We start from the raw sequence: 21743 nt of genomic DNA, 5'->3' as shown, positions 1-21743 counted from the left end.
TGGCTGCACGCCCCCATCTTCTGGTTATCGAAAAGTTGTTGAATCTGAAAAAAAGACGACAAAAGCGGTTGAAACACTGTTTTTTGGCCGCATAACAGGTTCACAACCACATGAAGACGAATTTTTAGTGGAGACGTTTAGATGGGTAAAATTATTGGTATCGACCTGGGTACAACCAACTCTTGTGTAGCGATTATGGACGGCACCCAGGCACGTGTTCTGGAAAACGCTGAAGGTGATCGTACTACACCTTCAATCATTGCTTATACTCAGGATGGTGAAACCCTGGTTGGTCAGCCGGCTAAACGTCAGGCAGTGACTAACCCGCAAAACACCCTGTTTGCGATTAAACGCCTGATTGGCCGCCGCTTCCAGGATGAAGAAGTTCAGCGCGATGTGGCTATTATGCCGTACAAAATCCTGGCTGCTGATAATGGCGATGCCTGGCTGGACGTGAAAGGCCAGAAAGTGGCTCCGCCGCAGATTTCTGCTGAAGTTTTGAAAAAAATGAAAAAGACAGCAGAAGACTACCTGGGTGAGCCAGTAACTGAAGCTGTTATCACTGTTCCTGCATACTTCAACGATGCTCAGCGCCAGGCAACCAAAGATGCTGGCCGTATCGCAGGCCTGGAAGTAAAACGTATTATCAACGAACCTACCGCCGCTGCACTGGCTTACGGTCTGGATAAAGAAACCGGTAACCGTACTATCGCTGTGTATGACCTGGGTGGCGGTACTTTTGATATCTCTATCATCGAAATTGATGAAGTTGATGGCGAAAAAACCTTCGAAGTTCTGGCAACCAACGGTGATACTCACCTGGGTGGTGAAGACTTCGACAGCCGTCTTATCAACTATCTGGTTGACGAATTCAAGAAAGACCAGGGCATTGACCTGCGTAACGACCCGCTGGCAATGCAGCGTCTGAAAGAAGCGGCAGAAAAAGCGAAAATTGAGCTGTCTTCTGCACAGCAAACTGACGTGAACCTGCCGTATATCACTGCAGATGCCACTGGCCCGAAACACATGAACATCAAAGTGACTCGCGCCAAACTGGAATCTCTGGTTGAAGACCTGGTTTCACGTTCAATTGAGCCGCTGAAAGTTGCTCTGCAGGATGCTGGTTTGTCTGTATCCGAAGTCGACGACGTTATCCTGGTTGGTGGACAGACTCGTATGCCAATGGTTCAGAAAAAAGTTTCTGAATTCTTTGGTAAAGACCCACGTAAAGATGTGAACCCGGATGAAGCTGTTGCTATTGGTGCTGCGGTTCAGGGTGGTGTTCTGACTGGTGATGTTAAAGACGTTCTGCTGCTGGATGTTACGCCGCTGTCTCTGGGTATCGAAACCATGGGTGGTGTGATGACTGCGCTTATCACTAAAAACACCACTATCCCGACTAAACACAGCCAGGTGTTCTCTACCGCAGAAGATAACCAGTCTGCAGTGACCATCCATGTACTGCAGGGTGAACGTAAACGTGCGGGTGATAACAAATCACTGGGTCAGTTTAACCTGGATGGTATTAACCCGGCACCGCGCGGTATGCCGCAAGTCGAAGTTACTTTCGATATCGATGCTGATGGCATTCTGCACGTTTCTGCGAAAGACAAAAACACGGGTCGTGAGCAGCAGATCACTATCAAAGCCTCTTCTGGTTTGAATGAAGATGAAATCCAGAAAATGGTACGTGAAGCTGAAGCTAACGCTGAATCTGACCGTAAGTTTGAAGAACTGGTTCAGACCCGTAACCAGGGTGACCACTTGCTGCACAGCACTCGCAAACAAGTGGAAGAAGCAGGCGACAAACTGCCGGCAGAAGATAAAACTGCAATCGAAGCCGCACTGGGCGACCTGGATAAGGCGCTGAAAGGTGAAGATAAAGCTGAGATCGAAGCAAAAATGCAGGCGCTGGCTCAGGTTTCTGCAAAACTGATGGAAATCGCTCAGCAGCAGCATGCTCAGCAGCAGGCGGATACGGGTTCAGCAGATAACAATGCTGCACAAGACGACGACGTTGTCGATGCAGAGTTTGAAGAAGTTAAAGATAAAAAATAATCGCCCTGATTGCGGGCGCGGTCATACAAGCGTTTATGATCGGTAACCAGCACGGGCGTAGAGGCAACTCCACGCCCGTGTACGTATGTCAGGCGACTTAATTCTGCAGTTTATTTCCATATTCAGATTAGGTATGAGCCGTTCCCGGCAATGTTTTCTGGCTGCCTGCTCACTGGGTAGTGAGGCATTTGCCTGATGTAGCGATAACTGTAGTGCCTGTGGAACAGGCTCTAAGGGCAGACACACAATGGCGAAGAAAGACTATTACGAGGTTTTGGGCGTTCCGAAAACAGCGGAAGAGCGTGAAATCAAAAAGGCTTACAAGCGCCTGGCAATGAAATATCACCCTGACCGTAATCAGGGCGATAAAGACGCCGAAGCAAAATTTAAAGAAGTAAAAGAAGCTTACGAAATCCTCACCGACGCACAGAAACGTGCCGCATATGACCAGTATGGCCATGCTGCTTTTGAGCAGGGCGGCATGGGTGGCGGTGGTTACGGTGGCGGCGGCTTCGGCGGCGGCGGTGCTGATTTCAGCGACATCTTTGGTGATGTATTCGGCGATATCTTTGGCGGTGGCCGCAGAACGCGGGCTGCTCGTGGCGCTGACTTGCGTTACAACATGGAATTAACGCTGGAAGAAGCTGTCCGTGGCGTGACAAAAGAAATCCGCATTCCAACGCTGGAAGAGTGTGAAGTTTGCCATGGTAGTGGTGCAAAACCTGGCTCTACTCCGCAAACCTGCCCAACTTGTCATGGCTCAGGCCAGGTTCAAATGCGTCAGGGCTTTTTCACTGTGCAGCAAACCTGTCCGCATTGCCAGGGGCGTGGGTCGATTATCAAAGATCCCTGCAACAGTTGCCATGGTCATGGCCGTGTCGAAAAGAGCAAAACCTTGTCTGTTAAAATTCCGGCAGGGGTGGACACCGGCGACAGAATCCGTCTGTCGGGCGAAGGTGAAGCTGGGGAGCATGGCGCACCAGCCGGGGACCTGTATGTTCAGGTTCAGGTTAAACAGCACCCAATCTTCGAACGTGAAGGCAACAACCTGTATTGTGAAGTCCCGATTAATTTTGCGATGGCTGCACTGGGGGGCGAAATCGAAGTGCCAACCCTGGATGGCCGGGTGAAATTAAAAGTACCAGGGGAAACACAGACAGGTAAGCTCTTCCGGATGCGCGGTAAAGGTGTGAAATCTGTGCGTGGTGGCGCTCAGGGTGATTTGTTGTGCCGGGTGGTAGTTGAAACGCCAGTTGGGCTCAATGATCGCCAGAAACAGCTACTGCAGGAACTGCAGGAAAGCTTTGGCGGCCCCACTGGCGAAAAAAATAGCCCTCGTTCCAAAAGCTTTTTCGATGGCGTAAAAAAATTCTTTGATGACTTAACTCGCTAATTGTCATAATAAATTTGATGCAGGTCATCTGATAAAGCCCGAGTCAGTTTACACTGATTCGGGTTTTTCTTTTTTGTATTTCGTACCACACTGAATATGGCACAGAAGTAAACAATACGAGAAATACAGCCTCATTTCTGCTAATTAATCGTAAAAACCGAAGTTACTACCTTATATAACCTACTTTTTACGATGAGTTTCTCCCGCTATTCTTATTAACAGTTCCATTAAACCGAAATGTATAACAGTGAATGTTAGGTTGTAATTCATGACGAAACTCATAAAACGATTTTTTAGTAGTGATGCGTCTGGGGGGGTGATTCTCATCATCGCGGCGGCTCTGGCCATGTTAATGGCTAACCTGGGCGCAACCAGCCAGGCCTATCAGTCTTTCCTGTCTATGCCTGTGGAATTCCGGTTTGGCTTACTGGAGATCAATAAGAACCTGCTGTTGTGGGTGAATGATTTCCTGATGGCTATCTTCTTCCTGGTCATAGGGCTGGAAGTGAAGCGCGAAATGATGGTGGGGTCGTTGGCGAGCCTGCGCCAGTCTTCTTTCCCGGCTATTGCCGCAGTGGGCGGTATGGTAGTACCTGCGCTGGTGTATCTGTTATTTAACGGTGCAGACCCGGTGACCCGTGAAGGCTGGGCGATTCCTGCTGCAACGGATATTGCTTTCGCCCTGGGAATTTTGGCATTACTGGGTAACCGTGTACCGGCATCATTAAAAATATTTTTGATGGCGTTAGCTATCATTGATGATCTGGGTGCAATCATTATTATCGCGCTGTTTTATACCAGTGACCTTTCTGTGATGTCGTTACTGGTGGCTGCAGCAGCGGTTGCAGTGTTAGTGGTAATGAACCTGCTCAATGTACGGCGCACCGGGATTTATATTCTGGTGGGGGCTGTGTTGTGGGGCGCGGTGCTGAAGTCGGGGGTTCATGCTACCCTTGCCGGGGTGATTGTCGGTTTCCTTATCCCATTGAAAGAAAAAGATGGGCACTCGCCAGCTCGTGAACTTGAGCATGTGTTGCACCCGTGGGTGGCTTATTTGATTTTGCCCTTGTTTGCCTTTGCCAACGCAGGTGTGTCGTTAGCCGGTGTGGACGTAAACGGTATGTTCTCCGTTCTGCCACTTGGCATTATTGCTGGCTTGTTCATTGGTAAACCCGTAGGTATTGCACTGTTCAGTTGGCTGGCCATTAAACTGAAGCTTGCGACTTTGCCAGAAGGCACAACGGGTAAGGATATTCTGGCAATTGGTGTGCTGTGCGGAATTGGTTTCACCATGTCAATTTTTATCGCTTCACTGGCCTTTGGCGACCTGGATCCAATGCTTATCAATCTTGCTAAACTCGGGATTCTGGTTGGGTCTGTTATTGCAGCAATCACCGGATATGCCTTGCTACGTGCCAGGAGTGCCACACGTACCTGACGTATCATTTTTTAAGTGAGCAATGCCCACTGCCGCCAGGAGGTGGCAGTGGTGTAATCATTATCAGGGAGTGACAAAATGTCTCATGTAAACTTTAACCATTTGTATTATTTCTGGCATGTCTACAAGGAAGGATCTGTTGTAGGTGCTGCAGAGGCGTTGTATTTAACGCCACAAACCATAACCGGGCAAATCAAAGCGCTGGAGGAACGTTTACAAGGAAAGTTATTCAAGCGAAAAGGGCGCGGCCTGGAACCCAGTGAACTGGGTGAACTGGTATTCCGTTACGCGGACCGCATGTTCACGTTAAGCCAGGAAATGCTGGATATCATTAATTACCGCAAAGAATCACATCTGTTGTTTGATGTTGGGGTGGCAGATGCATTGTCCAAGCGCCTGGTTAGTGGGGTTCTGGATGCTGTTGTGGTAGAGGATGAGCAAATTCATTTACGTTGCTTTGAATCCACCCATGAAATGCTGCTGGAACAACTTGGTCAGCATAAGCTGGATATGATTATTTCTGATTGCCCCATTGATTCAACCCAGCAAGAAGGGTTGTTCTCCGTCAAAATCGGCGAATGCAGTGTCAGCTTTTGGGGGCAACATCCGTTACCTCGTCAGGCTTTTCCTGCCTGCCTGGAGGAGCGGAAACTGTTAATACCCGGTCGGCGTTCTATGTTGGGGCGGCAAATCCTTAACTGGATTAATTCGCAGGGACTGAAGGTAGAAATTCTTGGTGAGTTCGACGATGCGGCACTAATGAAAGCTTTTGGTGCGGCACACAATGCGATTTTTGTGGCTCCGACACTATATGGCCAGGATTTTTATCAGGACGAAAATATTACCGAGATAGGGCGTATCGACAACGTGATGGAAGAGTACCATGCCATTTTTGCTGAACGTATGATTCAGCATCCGGCAGTACAGCGTATCTGTAACCGTGATTACAGCGCCTTGTTTCGCTTGCCCGAAAAAGTGACCTGAAGTTTTATGTCAGGGCAATAAAAAAACCGGCTTGCGCCGGTTTTTTTATAAAGCAACAACAAACAGGATTAAGCCAGTTTGTTGATCTGCGCAGTCAAGTTAGCTTTATGACGCGCTGCTTTGTTTTTGTGGATCAGACCTTTGCTGGCCTGACGATCCACGATCGGTTGCATTTCGTTAAATGCTTTCTGTGCAGCTTCTTTGTCGCCAGCTGCAATCGCCGCGTATACCTTTTTAACAAAGGTGCGCATCATAGAGCGACGGCTTGCATTGTGCTTGCGGCGCTTCTCAGATTGTACGGCGCGTTTCTTAGCTGATTTGATATTAGCCAAGGTCCAACTCCCAAATATAATCTATGTGGACGATTCAAAGGCCGAGGAATATGCCCTCTTAGCCTTCTTTTGTCAATGGATTTGTGCAAATAAGCGCCGTTAATGAAGCGGCACCTGTTACCTGATTGTGGCGCAAGATTCTATCAGTTTGCGTGCTGCGAATATAGTCCTGCAGTGAGAAAATTGTACTCTGTAAGGTGCTTTTTACACAAAAAGAGCGGGCTTAAGCCTGAAGGCGGGCAGTTTATCGCTTACCAGCATCAATCGCGGGTTAACCTTAACCGCTGTACAAGGTATAATCCGCCAATTTCCACAGTTTTGAGCCAGTCATGAAGCTGATACGCGGCATACATAATCTCAGTCAGATACCTCGCGGATGTGTGTTAACCATCGGAAATTTCGATGGTGTTCATCGTGGTCACCAGGCTTTACTGCAAGGGTTGTGTGCGGAAGGGGCAAAACGTCAACTCCCGGTTGTCGTGATGATCTTTGAACCGCAGCCGCTTGAGTTATTTGCCGGTGAAAGTGCGCCTGCGCGGTTAACGCGTTTGCGTGAAAAATTACGCTATCTGGCTGACAGCGCAGTGGATTATGTCCTGTGTGTCCGCTTTGACAGGCGTTTTGCCGCCCTGACAGCGCAGCAATTTATCGCTGATTTGCTGGTTGACCGCCTCGGTGTCAAATTACTGGCGGTAGGTGATGATTTCCGCTTTGGTGCTGGTCGCCAGGGCGATTTCCTGTTATTACAGCAGGCAGGTAAAGAGTACGGGTTTGATGTTACCAGTGCGCAAACCTATTGCCATGACGGGCTGCGCATCAGCAGCACTTCCGTGCGCCAGGCTTTAAAAGAAGATGACCTTGCCCGGGCAGAAAACCTGCTGGGGCATCCATTCGTTATTTCCGGGCGCGTTGTACATGGCGATGAATTGGGCAGAACCATTGGTTTTCCCACGGCTAATTTACCATTGCGCCGCCAGGTGTCACCGGTTAAGGGTGTGTTTGCTGTAGAAGTCAATGGGTTAGGAGACTCTCCGGTTCCTGGTGTGGCCAACATTGGTACACGTCCCACGGTTTCAGGTGTGCGTCAGCAGTTGGAAGTACACCTGCTGGATACCAATATGAATTTGTACGGGCGCCATATTGATGTGGTGTTGCGCCATAAAATTCGCAATGAACAGCGGTTTGCATCACTTGATGCACTGAAAGCGCAAATCGCAAAAGATGAAAGTACGGCCCGGGTATTGTTAGGGCTGAATGTTGAATAACAGGGGCGCGTATGACAGACGCGAGGCCCCGGTGGCGGTGAGTTTCTAAGCACCGGCGTAATCCCAGAGCGGGTTATTAATCAAACCGAAGACGGAATAGAAAATCTAATGAGTGACTATAAATCTACCCTGAATTTGCCGGAAACAGGGTTCCCGATGCGCGGTGATCTTGCAAAACGCGAACCGGGCATGCTGGCGCGTTGGACTGATGACGGTCTGTATGGCCTCATCCGTGATGCGAAAAAAGGCAAAAAAACGTTCATTTTGCATGATGGCCCTCCATATGCGAACGGTAGCATTCATATTGGTCACGCAGTTAACAAAATTCTCAAAGATATTATTATTAAATCCAAAGGGTTATCTGGTTATGATTCCCCTTATGTTCCGGGCTGGGACTGCCACGGTCTGCCTATCGAATTAAAAGTTGAACAACTGGTTGGCAAACCGGGTGAAAAAGTGTCTGCTGGCGAGTTCCGTGCTGAGTGCCGTAAGTATGCCACTGAGCAGGTTAACGGCCAGCGTGAGGACTTTATTCGTCTGGGTGTGCTGGGTGACTGGCAACATCCTTACCTGACGATGAACTATGGCACTGAAGCCAATATCATTCGGGCTCTGGGTAAAATTATTGGTAATGGTCATTTGCTCAAAGGCGCCAAGCCAGTGCACTGGTGCGTGGATTGCCGCTCAGCACTGGCTGAAGCCGAAGTTGAGTATTACGACAAAACTTCTCCATCTATCGATGTTGCGTTTAACGCCGTCGATAGCGATGCCGTTAAAGCAGCTTTCTCTGTTGCGCAAGTGACAGGCCCTGTCGCACTGGTTATCTGGACTACCACTCCGTGGACTTTACCGGCTAACCGGGCAATTTCTTTGCACCCTGAATTTGAGTATGCACTGGTGCAAACCGAAGACCGGGCAATGATTCTGGCAACCGAGCTGGTTGAAAGTGTCATGAAGCGTGCGGGTATTACTGAATGGCGCGTGTTGGGTACTGCTAAAGGTGCCGCACTGGAGCTGCTGCGCTTTACTCATCCGTTTATGGGGTTTGATGTACCCGCCATTATGGGTGAGCACGTCACTCTGGATGCCGGTACTGGTGCCGTTCACACCGCGGGTGGCCATGGCCCGGACGACTATGTCATCAGCCAGAAATATGGTCTGGAAATCGCCAACCCGGTTGGGCCGGATGGTTGCTATCTGCCGGGTACTTATCCGGGGCTGGATGGCGTGCAGGTATTTAAGGCCAATGACCTGGTGGTTAATCTGCTGCGTGATAAAGGCGCATTGCTGCATGTTGAGAAAATGCTGCACAGCTACCCGCATTGCTGGCGCCATAAAACACCGATTATTTTCCGTGCAACACCGCAGTGGTTTATCAGCATGGATAAACAAGGGCTGCGTATTAAATCCCTGAAAGAAATCGACCGTATTGAGCAGGAAGGGCTGGAAAAAGAGCACCTGAGCGGTTGGGTTCCGGCATGGGGTAAAGCACGTATTGAATCAATGGTTGCGAACCGCCCGGACTGGTGTATTTCCCGCCAGCGTACCTGGGGTGTTCCAATGGCCTTGTTCGTACATAAACACACAGAAGAGCTGCACCCGCGCACTGAAGAGCTGATTGAAGCGGTTGCTCAGCGCGTTGAAAAAGGTGGTATTCAGGCCTGGTGGGATCTGGACCCGCGCGACATCATGGGTGATGAAGCCGATGACTATGTCAAAGTGCCGGATACCCTGGATGTGTGGTTCGATTCCGGATCAACCAGTTACTCCGTCGTTGATGCCCGCCCTGAGTTTGGCGGCCACAGCGCTGATATGTACCTGGAAGGTTCCGACCAGCATCGTGGCTGGTTTATGTCTTCCATGATGATTGGCGTGGCAATGAAAGGCAAAGCGCCTTACCGCCAGGTGCTAACCCACGGGTTCACCGTAGATGGGCAAGGGCGCAAAATGTCCAAATCCATCGGCAACACTGTCAGCCCTCAGGACGTCATGAATAAACTGGGTGCAGATATTCTTCGCCTGTGGGTGGCTTCTACGGATTACACCGGCGAGATGGCGGTTTCTGACGAGATCCTCAAACGTGCTGCTGACGCATATCGTCGTATTCGTAACACTGCGCGCTTCTTGCTGGCAAACCTCAACGGGTTTGATCCGGCGAAAGATATGGTTCAGCCTGAAGATATGGTGGTGCTGGATCGTTGGGCGGTAGGTTGTGCCCAGGCGGCACAGGCTGACATCATCGCAGCGTATGAATCCTATGACTTCCATGAAGTGGTACAGCGCCTGATGCGTTTCTGCTCCATCGAAATGGGTTCTTTCTACCTGGATATTATTAAGGACCGTCAGTACACGGCTAAACCTGACAGCGTGGCGCGCCGTAGCTGCCAGACTGCGCTTTACCATATTGCTCAGGCTCTGGTTTGCTGGATGGCACCAATCCTCTCTTTCACCGCGGATGAAGTCTGGGGTTATTTGCCTGGCGAGCACGAGAAATATGTGTTTACTGGCGAATGGTATCAGGGGCTGTTTGGGCTTGCCGAAAACGAACCGATGAATGATGCCTTCTGGGATACCCTGCTGAAAGTTCGTGGTGAAGTGAACAAGGTTATTGAGCAGGCACGTGCGGAAAAACGTGTTGGCGGTTCTCTGGAGGCGGCTGTAACGCTGTACTCTGACAGCGAACTGGCAGGCAAACTGACAAGCCTTGGCGATGAATTACGATTCGTCCTGTTGACCTCAGGTGCCCAGGTTGCCGATTATGCAGCAGCAACAGAAGATGCTCAGCAGAGTGAACTGCTTAAAGGGCTGAAAGTTGCGCTCCACAAAGCTGATGGTGATAAGTGCCCGCGTTGCTGGCATTACACGTCAGATGTGGGCAAGGTGGCGGAACACGCAGAGCTCTGCGGCCGCTGTGTCAGCAACGTCGCCGGTGACGGCGAGCAACGTAAGTTTGCCTGATGAGTAAACAGTTATGTTCAACAGGTCTGCGCTGGCTTTGGCTGGCGCTCCTGCTTTTAGTGGTGGATCTGGGCTTTAAACAGTGGATCATGGATAACTTCCAGTTGTTTGAAACTCGCCCGTTAATTCCTTTTTTAAACCTGCATTATGCACATAATCCTGGGGCGGCATTCAGCTTCCTGGCGGATAAAGGCGGCTGGCAACGTTGGTTTTTTGCCGGTATTGCTATTGGTATTTGTGTGGTTCTGGCGGTACTTATGTATCGCGCTAAGGCCTCACAGAAACTGACTAATATTGCCTATGCATTAATTATTGGCGGGGCGCTGGGTAATTTGTTCGATCGTGTCTGGCACGGGTTTGTGGTTGATATGATCGACTTCTATGTTGGCGACTGGCATTTTGCCACCTTTAATATTGCGGATGCCGGTATTTGTATTGGTGCTGCGCTCATTGTACTGGAAGGTTTCTTCGTACAAGGGAAAAACGCGAATCAGAAGGAAAGCTCATGACTGATGTTGTTCAACATGACAGCGCTGTTCTGGTGCATTTTACGCTGACTCTGGAAGATGGCTCCCTGGCTGAGTCAACCAAAGACGGCGGCAAACCTGCATTATTCCGCCTGGGTGACGGCTCCTTATCTGCCGCGCTGGAAGAACAACTTCTTGGGCTGGCTGTTGGGGATAACAAAGCCTTTTCTCTGGCACCAGAAGCCGGGTTTGGCCCGGCTAATCCTGACTTGATCCAGTATTTTTCCCGGCGGGAGTTTGTTGATGCCGGTGAGCCGGAAGTTGGGATGATTATCGCCTTTACTGGTATGGACGGAAATGAAATGCCGGGCATCATTCGTGAAGTGAATGGAGACTCCGTGACGGTGGATTTCAATCATCCTCTGGCTGGCCAAACCGTTAATTTTACGATTGATGTATTAGCGATTAATCCTCAACAGGAGGCTATGAATGCGGATTCTGTTGGCTAATCCTCGTGGTTTTTGTGCCGGGGTTGACCGTGCGATCAGCATTGTTGAAAACGCGCTGGAAATCTATGGCGCGCCAATCTATGTGCGCCACGAAGTGGTGCACAACCGCTATGTTGTTGACAGCCTGCGTGAGCGCGGTGCTGTGTTTATCGAGCAAATCAGTGAAGTGCCCGATGGCTCAATTTTAATATTTTCCGCTCATGGTGTTTCTCAGGCGGTAAGAAATGAAGCCAAAAGCCGTGAACTGACAGTATTTGATGCCACCTGCCCGCTGGTTACCAAAGTGCATATGGAAGTTGCCCGGGCCAGCCGTCGTGGGGAAGAAGCGATTCTTATCGGCCATGCCGGGCATCCTGAAGTTGAAGGGACAATGGGCCAGTACAGCAACCCGCAAGGTGGCATGTATTTGGTTGAGTCTCCCGAAGACGTTCTGGCACTGGAAGTAAAAGCGCCAGAAAGGCTCTCCTTTATGACGCAAACGACGTTGTCTGTTGACGATACGTCGGATGTAATTGACGCATTGCGTATTCGGTTTCCGCAAATTGTTGGCCCGCGTAAAGACGATATTTGTTACGCAACGACCAACCGTCAGGAGGCTGTTCGCTCGCTCGCGCTGGAAGCCGATGTTGTTCTGGTTGTCGGCTCCAAAAACTCATCAAATTCTAACCGCCTTGCTGAACTGGCCCGGCGTATGGGGAAACAGGCTTATCTGATTGATGACGCGGGAGACATCCAGGAAGCCTGGGTCAGGGGGATGGCCTGCATTGGGGTAACGGCGGGTGCTTCAGCGCCGGATGTTCTGGTGCAAAATGTTCTTCAACGCCTGAAGTCGTTGGGTGGGGAAGAGGCTGTCGAACTGACGGGCCGTGAGGAAAATATTGTCTTTGAAGTTCCCAAAGAATTGCGGCTGGATGTGCGTGAAGTGAAATAACGCTGCGGTTGCCAGGATTTGCAGAATGCCAGATGATGTCAATCATCTGGCATTTTTTATACACCCTGCAAAGGAGCTGGTATGCAAACCATTCCGGTTATTCTGGATACAGACCCGGGAATTGACGACGCGGTCGCACTGGCTGCTGCTATCTTTAGCCCACAAATTGATCTCAAACTGATTACCACAGTGGCAGGCAATGTTAGTGTGGCGCAAACCACCCGTAATGCCCTGCAACTCCTGGAGTTTTGGGATGAAGACATTCCTGTTGCTCAGGGAGCTATTCGCCCATTGTGCCGCCCACCGGCCGACGCTGCCCATATCCATGGGGAAAGTGGTATGGATGGCTATACTTTTGCTCCTCCCCGCCAGTCCCCTTTAATCCGCCCGGCTTTTATGGCGATGGCTGAATGCCTGCAGGAAAGCTCGCGTCCAGTCACTCTGGTGACCATTGGGCCACTGACCAATGTCGCGTTATTGCTGGCGCATTATCCGGATTGCAAAACCAATATTTCACGTATTGTCATGATGGGGGGCTCTGCCGGGCGCGGCAACTTCACTCCGAATGCTGAGTTCAATATTGCTATCGACCCGGAAGCAGCCGCGCAGGTTATGGAAAGCGGTATTGAAATTGTGATGTGTGGCCTGGATGTCACCAACCGGGCGGTGCTCACGCCGGACTATATGGCACGGCTGAAAGCACAAAGTAAAACCGGGGAAATGCTGCACTCACTGTTCAGCCATTACCGCAGCGCGGCAGCCTTGCTACCGGGTTGAGGATGCATGACTTGTGTGCCATCGCCTGGCTTGTTCATCCTGATCTGTTTCAACTGGTTGATTGCTACGTTGGCGTAGAAACTCAAGGTACGCTTACCGCCGGAGCAACCGTGGTTGATTTAGAAAACCGTTTTAACCAGCCAGCCAATGTACGGGTTGCAATGGACATTGACGTGGAGGGGTTCCGGCACTGGGTTGAAGAAACACTGGCGCGGGCACCTTAATTCACGGGCCAGAATACCAGTGCTGGTTAACCATTTTATTAGTGTGGGAATAATGGCTTTTACTGATATTCCGGCGCGTTTGTCATAAATTTCTAATTATAGGTGTTTTCGGCTGGCGGCCTGCAGGCAGGCTGGTTAACCTGAGAACGTTTTTATGCATTTCAACAAGAGCCTCAATATGGAAGAAGTACAAATTCGCGTCGCAATCGTGGGCGCCGGTGGCCGTATGGGCCGCCAGTTAATCCAGGCGGTTCAGCAAATTAGCGGTGTGGTGCTGGGTGCTGCTCTGGAACGTAGTGGGTCTTCCCTGGCAGGCAGTGATGCGGGGGAACTGGCGGGTGTCGGGCATTCCGGTATCACCGTTCAGGACTCACTGGACAGTATTGCAAATGACTTTGACGTGCTGATCGATTTTACCCGTCCGGAAGGCACGCTGGAACATTTGGCATTTTGCCGTGCTCACGGCAAAGGCATGGTGATAGGCACCACTGGCTTTGATGATGCAGGGAAACAGGCCATTAAAGACGCCAGTGCATCTATCCCTATTGTTTTCGCAGCCAATTTTAGTGTTGGTGTGAATGTGATGCTGAAATTGCTGGAAAAGGCCGCAACAGTGATGGGTGATTACACCGACATCGAGATTGTTGAAGCCCACCACCGCCATAAAGTCGATGCCCCTTCCGGTACCGCACTGGCAATGGGGGAATCAATTGCCAGTGCTTTGGGGAAAGACCTGAAGGATTGTGCCGTGTACAGCCGGGAAGGCTATACCGGTGAACGTGTTGCCGGAACTATTGGCTTTGCCACAGTACGGGCAGGGGATATCGTTGGGGAACATACCGCGATGTTTGCTGATGTTGGCGAGCGCCTTGAGGTTACCCATAAAGCATCCAGCCGTATGACATTTGCTAATGGTGCTGTTCGCTCTTCATTGTGGCTTAAAGGCAAGAAAAATGGCCTTTATGATATGCGTGATGTGCTGAATTTAAATGATTTATAGTTTTATTACCCAATCGTGATGTGGTTATTGCAATCTTAACTTTTTGATTGGCAGGGCAATATTTTTGTTGCCCTTTTTATTTTTTGTCTTTCAGGCTTTTGGTTTATTTTTTATTTTGTAAGTGCCTAAATACTAGCTTATCTCCATTTTTTTCTCTTTCTGTTGATAAATTTGACCATATGGTCCACTTTTTCATGATGTGCTTTCATTTTTCACAGTTAAATCTGATAATTTTGGTTTTTTACGTCAGTTTTATTACTTGTTTTGGGCTGAAAGCGGGTCTTATTGTTCAGGTGGGCTAAAATGAAAAGAAAAATCCCCCTCTCGCTGGACTTTTGACAATGTTGTCTTTAGAATGCCGCCGTTTGCCAAAAATTCGCCAGACAGGCGTTTTTGCGTTGATTCATACGCTATTTATGAATTAATATGCAAATATACTGATTTTTTATTCCCTGGAGGACGTTTTGATTAAGTCAGCGCTGTTGGTTCTGGAAGACGGAACCCAATTCCACGGTCGGGCCATTGGGGCTACAGGACAGGCCGTTGGGGAAGTCGTTTTCAATACTTCAATGACCGGTTATCAAGAAATCCTCACTGATCCTTCCTACTCTCGCCAAATTGTCACTCTTACTTATCCTCATATTGGTAACGTTGGTACTAATGAAGCCGACGAAGAGTCATCACAAGTGCATGCGCAAGGGTTAGTGATTCGCGACCTGCCATTGATTGCCAGCAACTTCCGGGATACAGAAGACCTGTCGTCTTATCTGAAACGTCACAACATTGTCGCAATTGCTGACATCGACACGCGTAAACTGACGCGTTTGTTACGTGAGAAAGGCGCACAGAACGGCTGCATCATTACTGGTGATAACCCTGATGCGGCACTGGCGCTGGAGAAAGCGAAAGCGTTCCCGGGCCTGAGTGGTATGGATCTGGCAAAAGAAGTCACGGCTAAAGAAGCCTGGAGCTGGACGCAAGGCTCCTGGTCGCTGGCTGATGGCCTGCCTGAAGCGGCACAAGACAGTGACTTACCTTTCCATGTTGTTGCATACGACTTCGGTGTAAAACGCAATATTCTGCGCATGTTGGTTGACCGCGGTTGCCGCATTACAGTTGTACCGGCTCAAACTTCGGCAGATGACGTGCTTAAGCTGAATCCGGATGGCATTTTCCTGTCCAATGGCCCTGGCGACCCGGCACCATGTGATTATGCTATTCGCGCCATTGAGCAATTCCTGACTACCGATATTCCGGTCTTTGGTATCTGCCTGGGGCACCAGTTACTGGCTCTGGCAAGTGGCGCCAAAACCATAAAAATGAAATTCGGGCACCATGGCGGTAACCACCCGGTAAAAGATATCGAACATGACAGGGTGATGATTACCGCTCAGAACCATGGCTTCGCAGTTGACGAGGCGAGCCTGCCAGGACATTTGCGTGTCACTCACAAATCTTTATTCGATGGCACACTTCAGGGTATCCACCGCACAGATAAACCGGCTTTCAGCTTCCAGGGGCACCCTGAAGCCAGCCCGGGCCCTCACGATGCGGCACCGCTGTTTGACCACTTTATCGATTTGATTAAGCAATACCGTTCAGAAGCGAAATAATCAGGAGCCTGAAACCATGCCAAAACGTACAGATATTAAAAGCATCCTGATTCTTGGCGCTGGTCCGATTGTGATTGGCCAGGCTTGCGAATTCGATTATTCCGGCGCACAGGCGTGTAAAGCGCTGCGCGAAGAAGGCTACCGGGTGGTTCTGGTGAACTCCAACCCGGCCACTATCATGACCGACCCGAATATGGCCGATGCAACATACATCGAGCCCATTCACTGGGAAGTGGTTCGCAAAATTATTGAAAAAGAGCGCCCGGATGCAGTGTTACCTACCATGGGCGGGCAGACTGCACTGAACTGTGCTCTGGAACTGGAACGCCAGGGCGTCCTGGAAGAGTTTGGTGTCACCATGATTGGTGCAACCGCCGATGCCATTGATAAAGCGGAAGACCGCCAGCGCTTTGATAAAGCGATGAAGAAAATTGGTCTGGAAACCGCGCGCTCTGGTATTGCTCATACCATGGAAGAAGCACTGGCTGTTGCTGCGGATGTGGGTTACCCCTGCATTATTCGCCCTTCCTTTACTATGGGCGGTACTGGTGGCGGTATCGCTTATAACCGCGAAGAGTTTGAAGAGATTTGCCAGCGTGGTCTGGATCTTTCCCCAACCCGTGAACTGCTGATTGATGAATCACTGATTGGCTGGAAAGAGTATGAAATGGAAGTGGTGCGCGACAAAAATGATAACTGCATTATTGTCTGCTCAATCGAAAACTTCGATGCCATGGGGATTCATACCGGGGATTCCATTACCGTTGCTCCGGCACAAACGCTGACAGATAAAGAATACCAAATCATGCGTAACGCTTCGATGGCGGTACTACGTGAGATTGGTGTTGAAACAGGCGGCTCCAACGTACAGTTTTCTGTAAACCCGAAAAACGGGCGCCTTATTGTTATCGAAATGAACCCGCGTGTTTCCCGCTCTTCTGCGCTGGCTTCTAAAGCGACTGGTTTCCCGATTGCTAAAGTAGCAGCCAAACTGGCTGTGGGTTACACCCTGGATGAGTTGATGAACGACATCACCGGGGGGCGCACTCCTGCTTCCTTTGAACCGTCCATCGACTATGTCGTTACTAAAATTCCTCGCTTTAACTTCGAAAAATTCGCGGGTGCAAATGACCGCCTGACCACGCAAATGAAATCCGTGGGTGAAGTGATGGCGATTGGCCGCACACAACAGGAATCACTGCAAAAAGCACTGCGTGGACTGGAAGTGGGCGCAACAGGCTTTGATCCTAAAGTTAGCCTCGACGATCCGGAAGCACTGACTAAGATTCGCCGTGAACTGAAAGATGCCGGGTCAGATCGTATTTGGTATATCGCAGATGCGTTCCGTGCCGGTTTGTCCGTTGATGGTGTCTTCAACCTGACGAATATCGACCGCTGGTTCCTGGTGCAAATTGAAGAGCTGGTGCGCCTGGAAGAACAGGTTGCTGATGTGGGCATCAATGGTCTGGATGCAAATTTCCTGTACCAGTTAAAACGTAAAGGCTTTGCCGATGCACGCCTGGCGAAACTGGCTGGTGTGCGCGAAGGTGAAGTGCGTAAGCTGCGCGAGCAATATGGCTTACACCCGGTGTACAAACGGGTTGATACCTGTGCGGCTGAGTTCGCCACTGATACGGCGTATATGTACTCAACCTACGATGAAGAGTGTGAGTCTAACCCGCATCAGGACCGCGATAAAATCATGGTGCTGGGCGGTGGGCCAAACCGTATCGGGCAGGGGATTGAGTTCGACTACTGCTGTGTACATGCATCACTCGCACTGCGTGAAGATGGTTATGAAACCATTATGGTGAACTGTAACCCGGAAACAGTATCAACCGATTACGACACCTCAGACCGTCTCTACTTCGAACCGGTTACGCTGGAAGATGTTCTGGAAATCGTGCGTATCGAAAAACCGAAGGGTGTGATTGTTCAGTATGGCGGCCAGACTCCGCTGAAACTGGCTCGTGACCTTGAAGCAGCAGGTGTACCTGTGATTGGTACCAGCCCGGATGCGATTGACCGTGCAGAAGACCGTGAGCGTTTCCAGCATGCTGTTGAGCGCCTGAAACTGAAACAGCCGGCAAATGCCACAGTAACCGCAATTGAGCAGGCTGTAGAAAAAGCAGTGCAGATTGGCTACCCGCTGGTTGTGCGCCCGTCTTATGTTCTCGGTGGCCGTGCAATGGAAATCGTCTACGACGAAACAGACTTGCGCCGTTACTTTGCTACAGCCGTGAGCGTATCTAACGATGCGCCGGTACTGCTTGACCACTTCCTGGATGATGCAGTCGAGGTGGACGTTGATGCTATCTGTGATGGTGAAACGGTATTAATCGGCGGCATTATGGAACACATCGAACAGGCTGGTGTTCACTCTGGTGACTCCGCCTGCTCACTGCCTGCTTACACTCTGAGCAAAGAAATTCAGGATGTAATGCGCCAGCAGGTTCAAAAACTGGCTTTCGAATTGCAGGTTCGTGGCCTGATGAACGTCCAGTTCGCAGTCAAAGATAACGAAGTCTACCTGATTGAAGTGAACCCTCGTGCAGCACGTACTGTACCATTTGTCTCTAAAGCGACCGGTGTCTCACTGGCGAAAGTTGCCGCACGCGTGATGACGGGTAAAACGCTGGTTGAGCAGGGTTACACCAGGGAAGTGATTCCACCTTACTACTCCGTTAAAGAAGTGGTTCTGCCATTCAACAAATTCCCGGGTGTTGACCCGCTGTTGGGGCCAGAAATGCGTTCTACCGGTGAAGTGATGGGGGTTGGGCGCACATTTGCTGAAGCCTTTGCGAAAGCACAATTGGGCAGTAACTCCAATATGCAGAAGTCTGGCCGTGCGCTGCTTTCTGTTCGCGAAGGCGATAAAGAACGTGTGGTTGACCTGGCTGCTAAATTGCAGAAGCAGGGCTTTGAACTGGATGCAACACACGGTACTGCCATTGTGTTGGGCGAGGCGGGAATTAACCCGCGCCTGGTGAACAAAGTGCATGAAGGCCGTCCGCATATTCAGGACCGTATCAAGAATGGTGAATATACCTACATCATTAACACTACCGCCGGGCGTCAGGCTATTGAGGATTCCAAACTCATTCGCCGCAGTGCGCTGCAATATAAAGTGCATTATGACACCACTCTGAATGGCGGTTTTGCGACAGCAATGGCCCTCAACGCCGATGCTAAAGAGAAAGTTATCTCTGTGCAGGAAATGCACGCGCAAATCAATAAATAACCCTGGTTTGCCAGTGTAATGTTGAAAAGCCCGCTTCTGCGGGCTTTTTTGTCTCACCAATTTATTTGCACCTTATCATCAATATATCACCGTCTTTATTCAGCCGTATTCAGGCTACAATGCTTACTGTTGCTGTTAAGGAATACACAAGCTGAAGCCTATGATTTTGATTATTTATGCACATCCTTATCCTCATATTTCTCATGCAAATAAAGCCATGCTGGCGCATGTGTCTGATTTGAAAGGGGTGGAGGTACGCTCGCTCTATGAACTGTACCCGGATTTCAATATTGATGTCGCTGCGGAGCAACAGGCATTAAGCAGGGCAGACCTGGTTATCTGGCAGCACCCTATGCAGTGGTACAGCATGCCTCCTCTGATGAAACTATGGATAGATAAAGTGCTGTCTCATGGCTGGGCTTATGGGCATAACGGGTCTGCTCTGCATGGCAAAGATATGCTCTGGGCGGTGACGACCGGAGGTGGAGAGCACCACTTTAGCCTGGGAGACCACCCGGGGTTTGAGGTTCTGGCGCAACCCGTGCAGGCAACTGCACTCTATTGTGGTTTGTCGTGGCTGGAACCTTATGTCATGCACAGCACGTTTATTTGTGACGATGAAACGCTGGCTCAGCATGCAGATTTATACCGGCAGCGTTTGTTGGCCTGGCAGGAGTCATTCAATGGATAGCCATAACCTGATACAAGTCCTGATTTTTCTCGGGGCGGCGGCGTTTATCGTGCCTCTCGCTGTGCGCCTGGGTCTTGGCTCTGTGCTGGGTTATCTGATTGCCGGTTGCCTTATCGGCCCCTGGGGATTACGCCTGGTCACTGACGCCCATACTATTATTGCTTTTGCAGAAATAGGGGTGGTGCTGATGCTGTTTGTGATTGGCCTGGAGCTGGACCCGCGCCGGTTATGGACTTTACGCGCCTCGGTGTTCGGTGGCGGGGCATTGCAAATGCTGGCTTGTGGGCTATGCCTTGCGGCGTTTTGTTTCACACTTGGTTTAAGCTGGCAGGTGGCGGTACTGATTGGTCTGACACTGGCATTGTCATCTACCGCTATAGCCATGCAGGCAATGAATGAACGAAACCTGGCGCTTTCTCCTATGGGGCGTAGTGCTTTTGCTGTGCTGCTTTTTCAGGATATTGCCGCTATCCCGTTGGTTGCCATGATCCCATTGCTGGCTAACAGTGGCGCATCCACCACACTGGCTGCCTTTTTGATCTCAGCGGCTAAGGTGGTTTCCGCCCTTGCACTGGTTGTCGTGTTAGGGCGTTACGTGACACGGCCATTGCTGCGTTTCGTTGCCCGCTCAGGCCTGCGGGAAGTGTTCAGTGCCATGGCATTATTTCTGGTCTTTGGGTTTGGCGTGTTGCTTGAAGAAGCCGGGCTTTCGATGGCAATGGGCGCATTTCTTGCCGGGGTTTTACTGGCCAGCTCTGAATACCGCCATGCGCTGGAAAGTGATATCGAGCCTTTTAAGGGGTTATTACTGGGGCTGTTTTTTATTGGCGTCGGGATGTCGGTAGATTTTGGTACTTTGGCACATTACCCCCTGCGTATTTTGCTCTTGCTGGTGGGATTTTTACTGATAAAGGCGCTGGTATTGTGGCTGGTTGCCCGCCCACTCCAGGTTCCCCGCCGTCAATGGCGCTGGTTTGCGGTATTACTGGGGCAGGGGAGTGAGTTTGCTTTTGTTGTGTTTTCTGCCGCGCAAAATGCCCAGGTGCTGGACGACAGTTGGGCGCGTTCATTAACACTCGCCGTTGCGTTGTCTATGGCTGCGACACCTTTGTTGCTGGTGCTGCTGAACCGGCTGGAATGCGCTGAAACCGCCAGTGAGCAGGAAGCCGATGTTATTGACGACCAGCATCCCAGCGTCATTATCGCCGGGTTCGGGCGTTTCGGCCAAATTGCCGGGCGTTTATTGCTGGCAAGTGGTGTTCCCGTGGTGGTTCTCGACCACGACCCGGATCATATTGAGATTCTGCGTAAGTTTGGCACTCAGGTATTTTATGGCGATGCCACGCGGGAAGATTTACTGCGTTCTGCAGGCGCAGAAAAGGCCTCAGTACTGATTAACGCGATTGATGACCCGGATGTCAGCCTGCAATTGACAGAAATGGTCCATGAACACTTTCCTGATTTGCATATTATTGCCAGAGCGCGTGACTTAGAGCATTACATTCATTTACGCCAGAATGGCGTACAGGCGGAACGTGAGACATTTGAAAGTGCCATTCTGGTTGGCCGTCATGCGCTTGAAGCATTGGGAGTCGGCCGTTATGAGGCCCGGGAACGGGCTGATCATTTCCGGCGTTTTAATACCCGAATGGTCGAAGAAATGGTGGCAGCGAGTGACGACATGCAGGCCAGGGCCGCGGCCCTGCGGCGAGCCAGTGCCATGCTGAGTGAAAGTATTGAGCAAGACCGCAACCAACTGGATGTGATGCAGCGGCACGGCTGGCAGGGAACGGATCAGGGCAAGCATGACGGCAGCCTGCAGGACGACCCGGATAAGCTCAGCGATAAATAACAGGGTAACA

15 protein-coding genes and 1 pseudogene are annotated in these 21743 nt (G+C 50.4%); 15 read left to right on the top strand and 1 reads right to left on the bottom strand.

The window, feature by feature from the left end; genetic code table 11:
• Positions 1-141 precede the first annotated feature (141 nt).
• The 4 genes from dnaK to nhaR all read left to right on the top strand — a co-directional run bounded on the left by dnaK (position 142) and on the right by nhaR (position 5873).
• Complete coding sequence (gene dnaK, locus DT73_RS07395; protein WP_036106346.1) at positions 142-2058, top strand: molecular chaperone DnaK; 1917 nt, start codon at positions 142-144, stop codon at positions 2056-2058.
• 247 nt (positions 2059-2305) lie between these two features.
• Positions 2306-3451, top strand: a complete 1146-nt coding sequence (gene dnaJ / locus DT73_RS07390) for a molecular chaperone DnaJ (RefSeq protein WP_036106343.1) — start codon at positions 2306-2308, stop codon at positions 3449-3451.
• 268 nt (positions 3452-3719) lie between these two features.
• On the top strand, positions 3720-4889 hold the full coding sequence (gene nhaA / locus DT73_RS07385) for a Na+/H+ antiporter NhaA (RefSeq protein WP_036106340.1): 1170 nt from the start codon (positions 3720-3722) through the stop codon (positions 4887-4889).
• A gap of 78 nt (positions 4890-4967) precedes the next feature.
• Positions 4968-5873: a transcriptional activator NhaR gene (gene nhaR / locus DT73_RS07380; RefSeq protein ID WP_036106337.1), complete on the top strand. Its 906-nt coding sequence runs from the start codon at positions 4968-4970 to the stop codon at positions 5871-5873.
• A gap of 68 nt (positions 5874-5941) precedes the next feature.
• On the opposite strand, the gene rpsT is transcribed toward nhaR, so the two are convergent.
• A complete protein-coding gene (gene rpsT / locus DT73_RS07375; RefSeq protein WP_036106334.1) occupies positions 5942-6205 on the bottom strand; it encodes a 30S ribosomal protein S20 in 264 nt (87 codons plus the stop codon).
• 329 nt (positions 6206-6534) lie between these two features.
• Here rpsT and ribF point away from each other — a divergent pair, with 329 nt between their 5' ends.
• The 11 genes and pseudogenes from ribF (at position 6535) to kefC (ending at position 21733) form a co-directional block, all read left to right on the top strand.
• Positions 6535-7470 (top strand): bifunctional riboflavin kinase/FAD synthetase, encoded by a 936-nt coding sequence (gene ribF / locus DT73_RS07370; protein WP_036106331.1) that lies wholly within the window; start codon positions 6535-6537, stop codon positions 7468-7470.
• Between the two features lie 108 nt (positions 7471-7578).
• A complete protein-coding gene (gene ileS, locus DT73_RS07365; RefSeq protein ID WP_036106328.1) occupies positions 7579-10428 on the top strand; it encodes an isoleucine--tRNA ligase in 2850 nt (949 codons plus the stop codon).
• A complete protein-coding gene (lspA, locus tag DT73_RS07360; protein ID WP_036106325.1) occupies positions 10428-10937 on the top strand; it encodes a signal peptidase II in 510 nt (169 codons plus the stop codon). Before ileS ends, lspA begins: the two co-directional genes overlap by 1 nt.
• Positions 10934-11404 carry an FKBP-type peptidyl-prolyl cis-trans isomerase gene (fkpB, locus tag DT73_RS07355; RefSeq protein ID WP_036106322.1) on the top strand — a complete coding sequence of 157 codons (471 nt, stop codon included), beginning with the start codon at positions 10934-10936 and terminating at the stop codon, positions 11402-11404. Before lspA ends, fkpB begins: the two co-directional genes overlap by 4 nt.
• On the top strand, positions 11385-12335 hold the full coding sequence (ispH, locus tag DT73_RS07350; protein WP_036106318.1) for a 4-hydroxy-3-methylbut-2-enyl diphosphate reductase: 951 nt from the start codon (positions 11385-11387) through the stop codon (positions 12333-12335). The genes fkpB and ispH overlap by 20 nt, the downstream gene beginning before the upstream one ends.
• 81 nt (positions 12336-12416) lie before the next feature.
• Positions 12417-13336: pseudogene (gene rihC / locus DT73_RS07345) on the top strand (ribonucleoside hydrolase RihC).
• A gap of 178 nt (positions 13337-13514) precedes the next feature.
• Complete coding sequence (gene dapB, locus DT73_RS07340; protein WP_036106884.1) at positions 13515-14336, top strand: 4-hydroxy-tetrahydrodipicolinate reductase; 822 nt, start codon at positions 13515-13517, stop codon at positions 14334-14336.
• 464 nt (positions 14337-14800) lie between these two features.
• Positions 14801-15949, top strand: a complete 1149-nt coding sequence (gene carA, locus DT73_RS07335) for a glutamine-hydrolyzing carbamoyl-phosphate synthase small subunit (RefSeq protein WP_036106314.1) — start codon at positions 14801-14803, stop codon at positions 15947-15949.
• 16 nt (positions 15950-15965) lie between these two features.
• On the top strand, positions 15966-19190 hold the full coding sequence (gene carB / locus DT73_RS07330) for a carbamoyl-phosphate synthase large subunit (RefSeq protein WP_036106311.1): 3225 nt from the start codon (positions 15966-15968) through the stop codon (positions 19188-19190).
• Between the two features lie 160 nt (positions 19191-19350).
• Positions 19351-19881: a glutathione-regulated potassium-efflux system oxidoreductase KefF gene (gene kefF, locus DT73_RS07325; RefSeq protein WP_036106307.1), complete on the top strand. Its 531-nt coding sequence runs from the start codon at positions 19351-19353 to the stop codon at positions 19879-19881.
• A complete protein-coding gene (gene kefC / locus DT73_RS07320; protein ID WP_036106305.1) occupies positions 19874-21733 on the top strand; it encodes a glutathione-regulated potassium-efflux system protein KefC in 1860 nt (619 codons plus the stop codon). Before kefF ends, kefC begins: the two co-directional genes overlap by 8 nt.
• Positions 21734-21743: the final 10 nt, after the last annotated feature.

Source organism: Mangrovibacter sp. MFB070, from assembly GCF_000705335.1.
Lineage (GTDB): Bacteria > Pseudomonadota > Gammaproteobacteria > Enterobacterales > Enterobacteriaceae > Mangrovibacter > Mangrovibacter plantisponsor.
The sequence above is the reverse complement of the archived record's forward strand: the minus strand, read 5'-3'. Positions and strand labels throughout refer to the sequence as shown.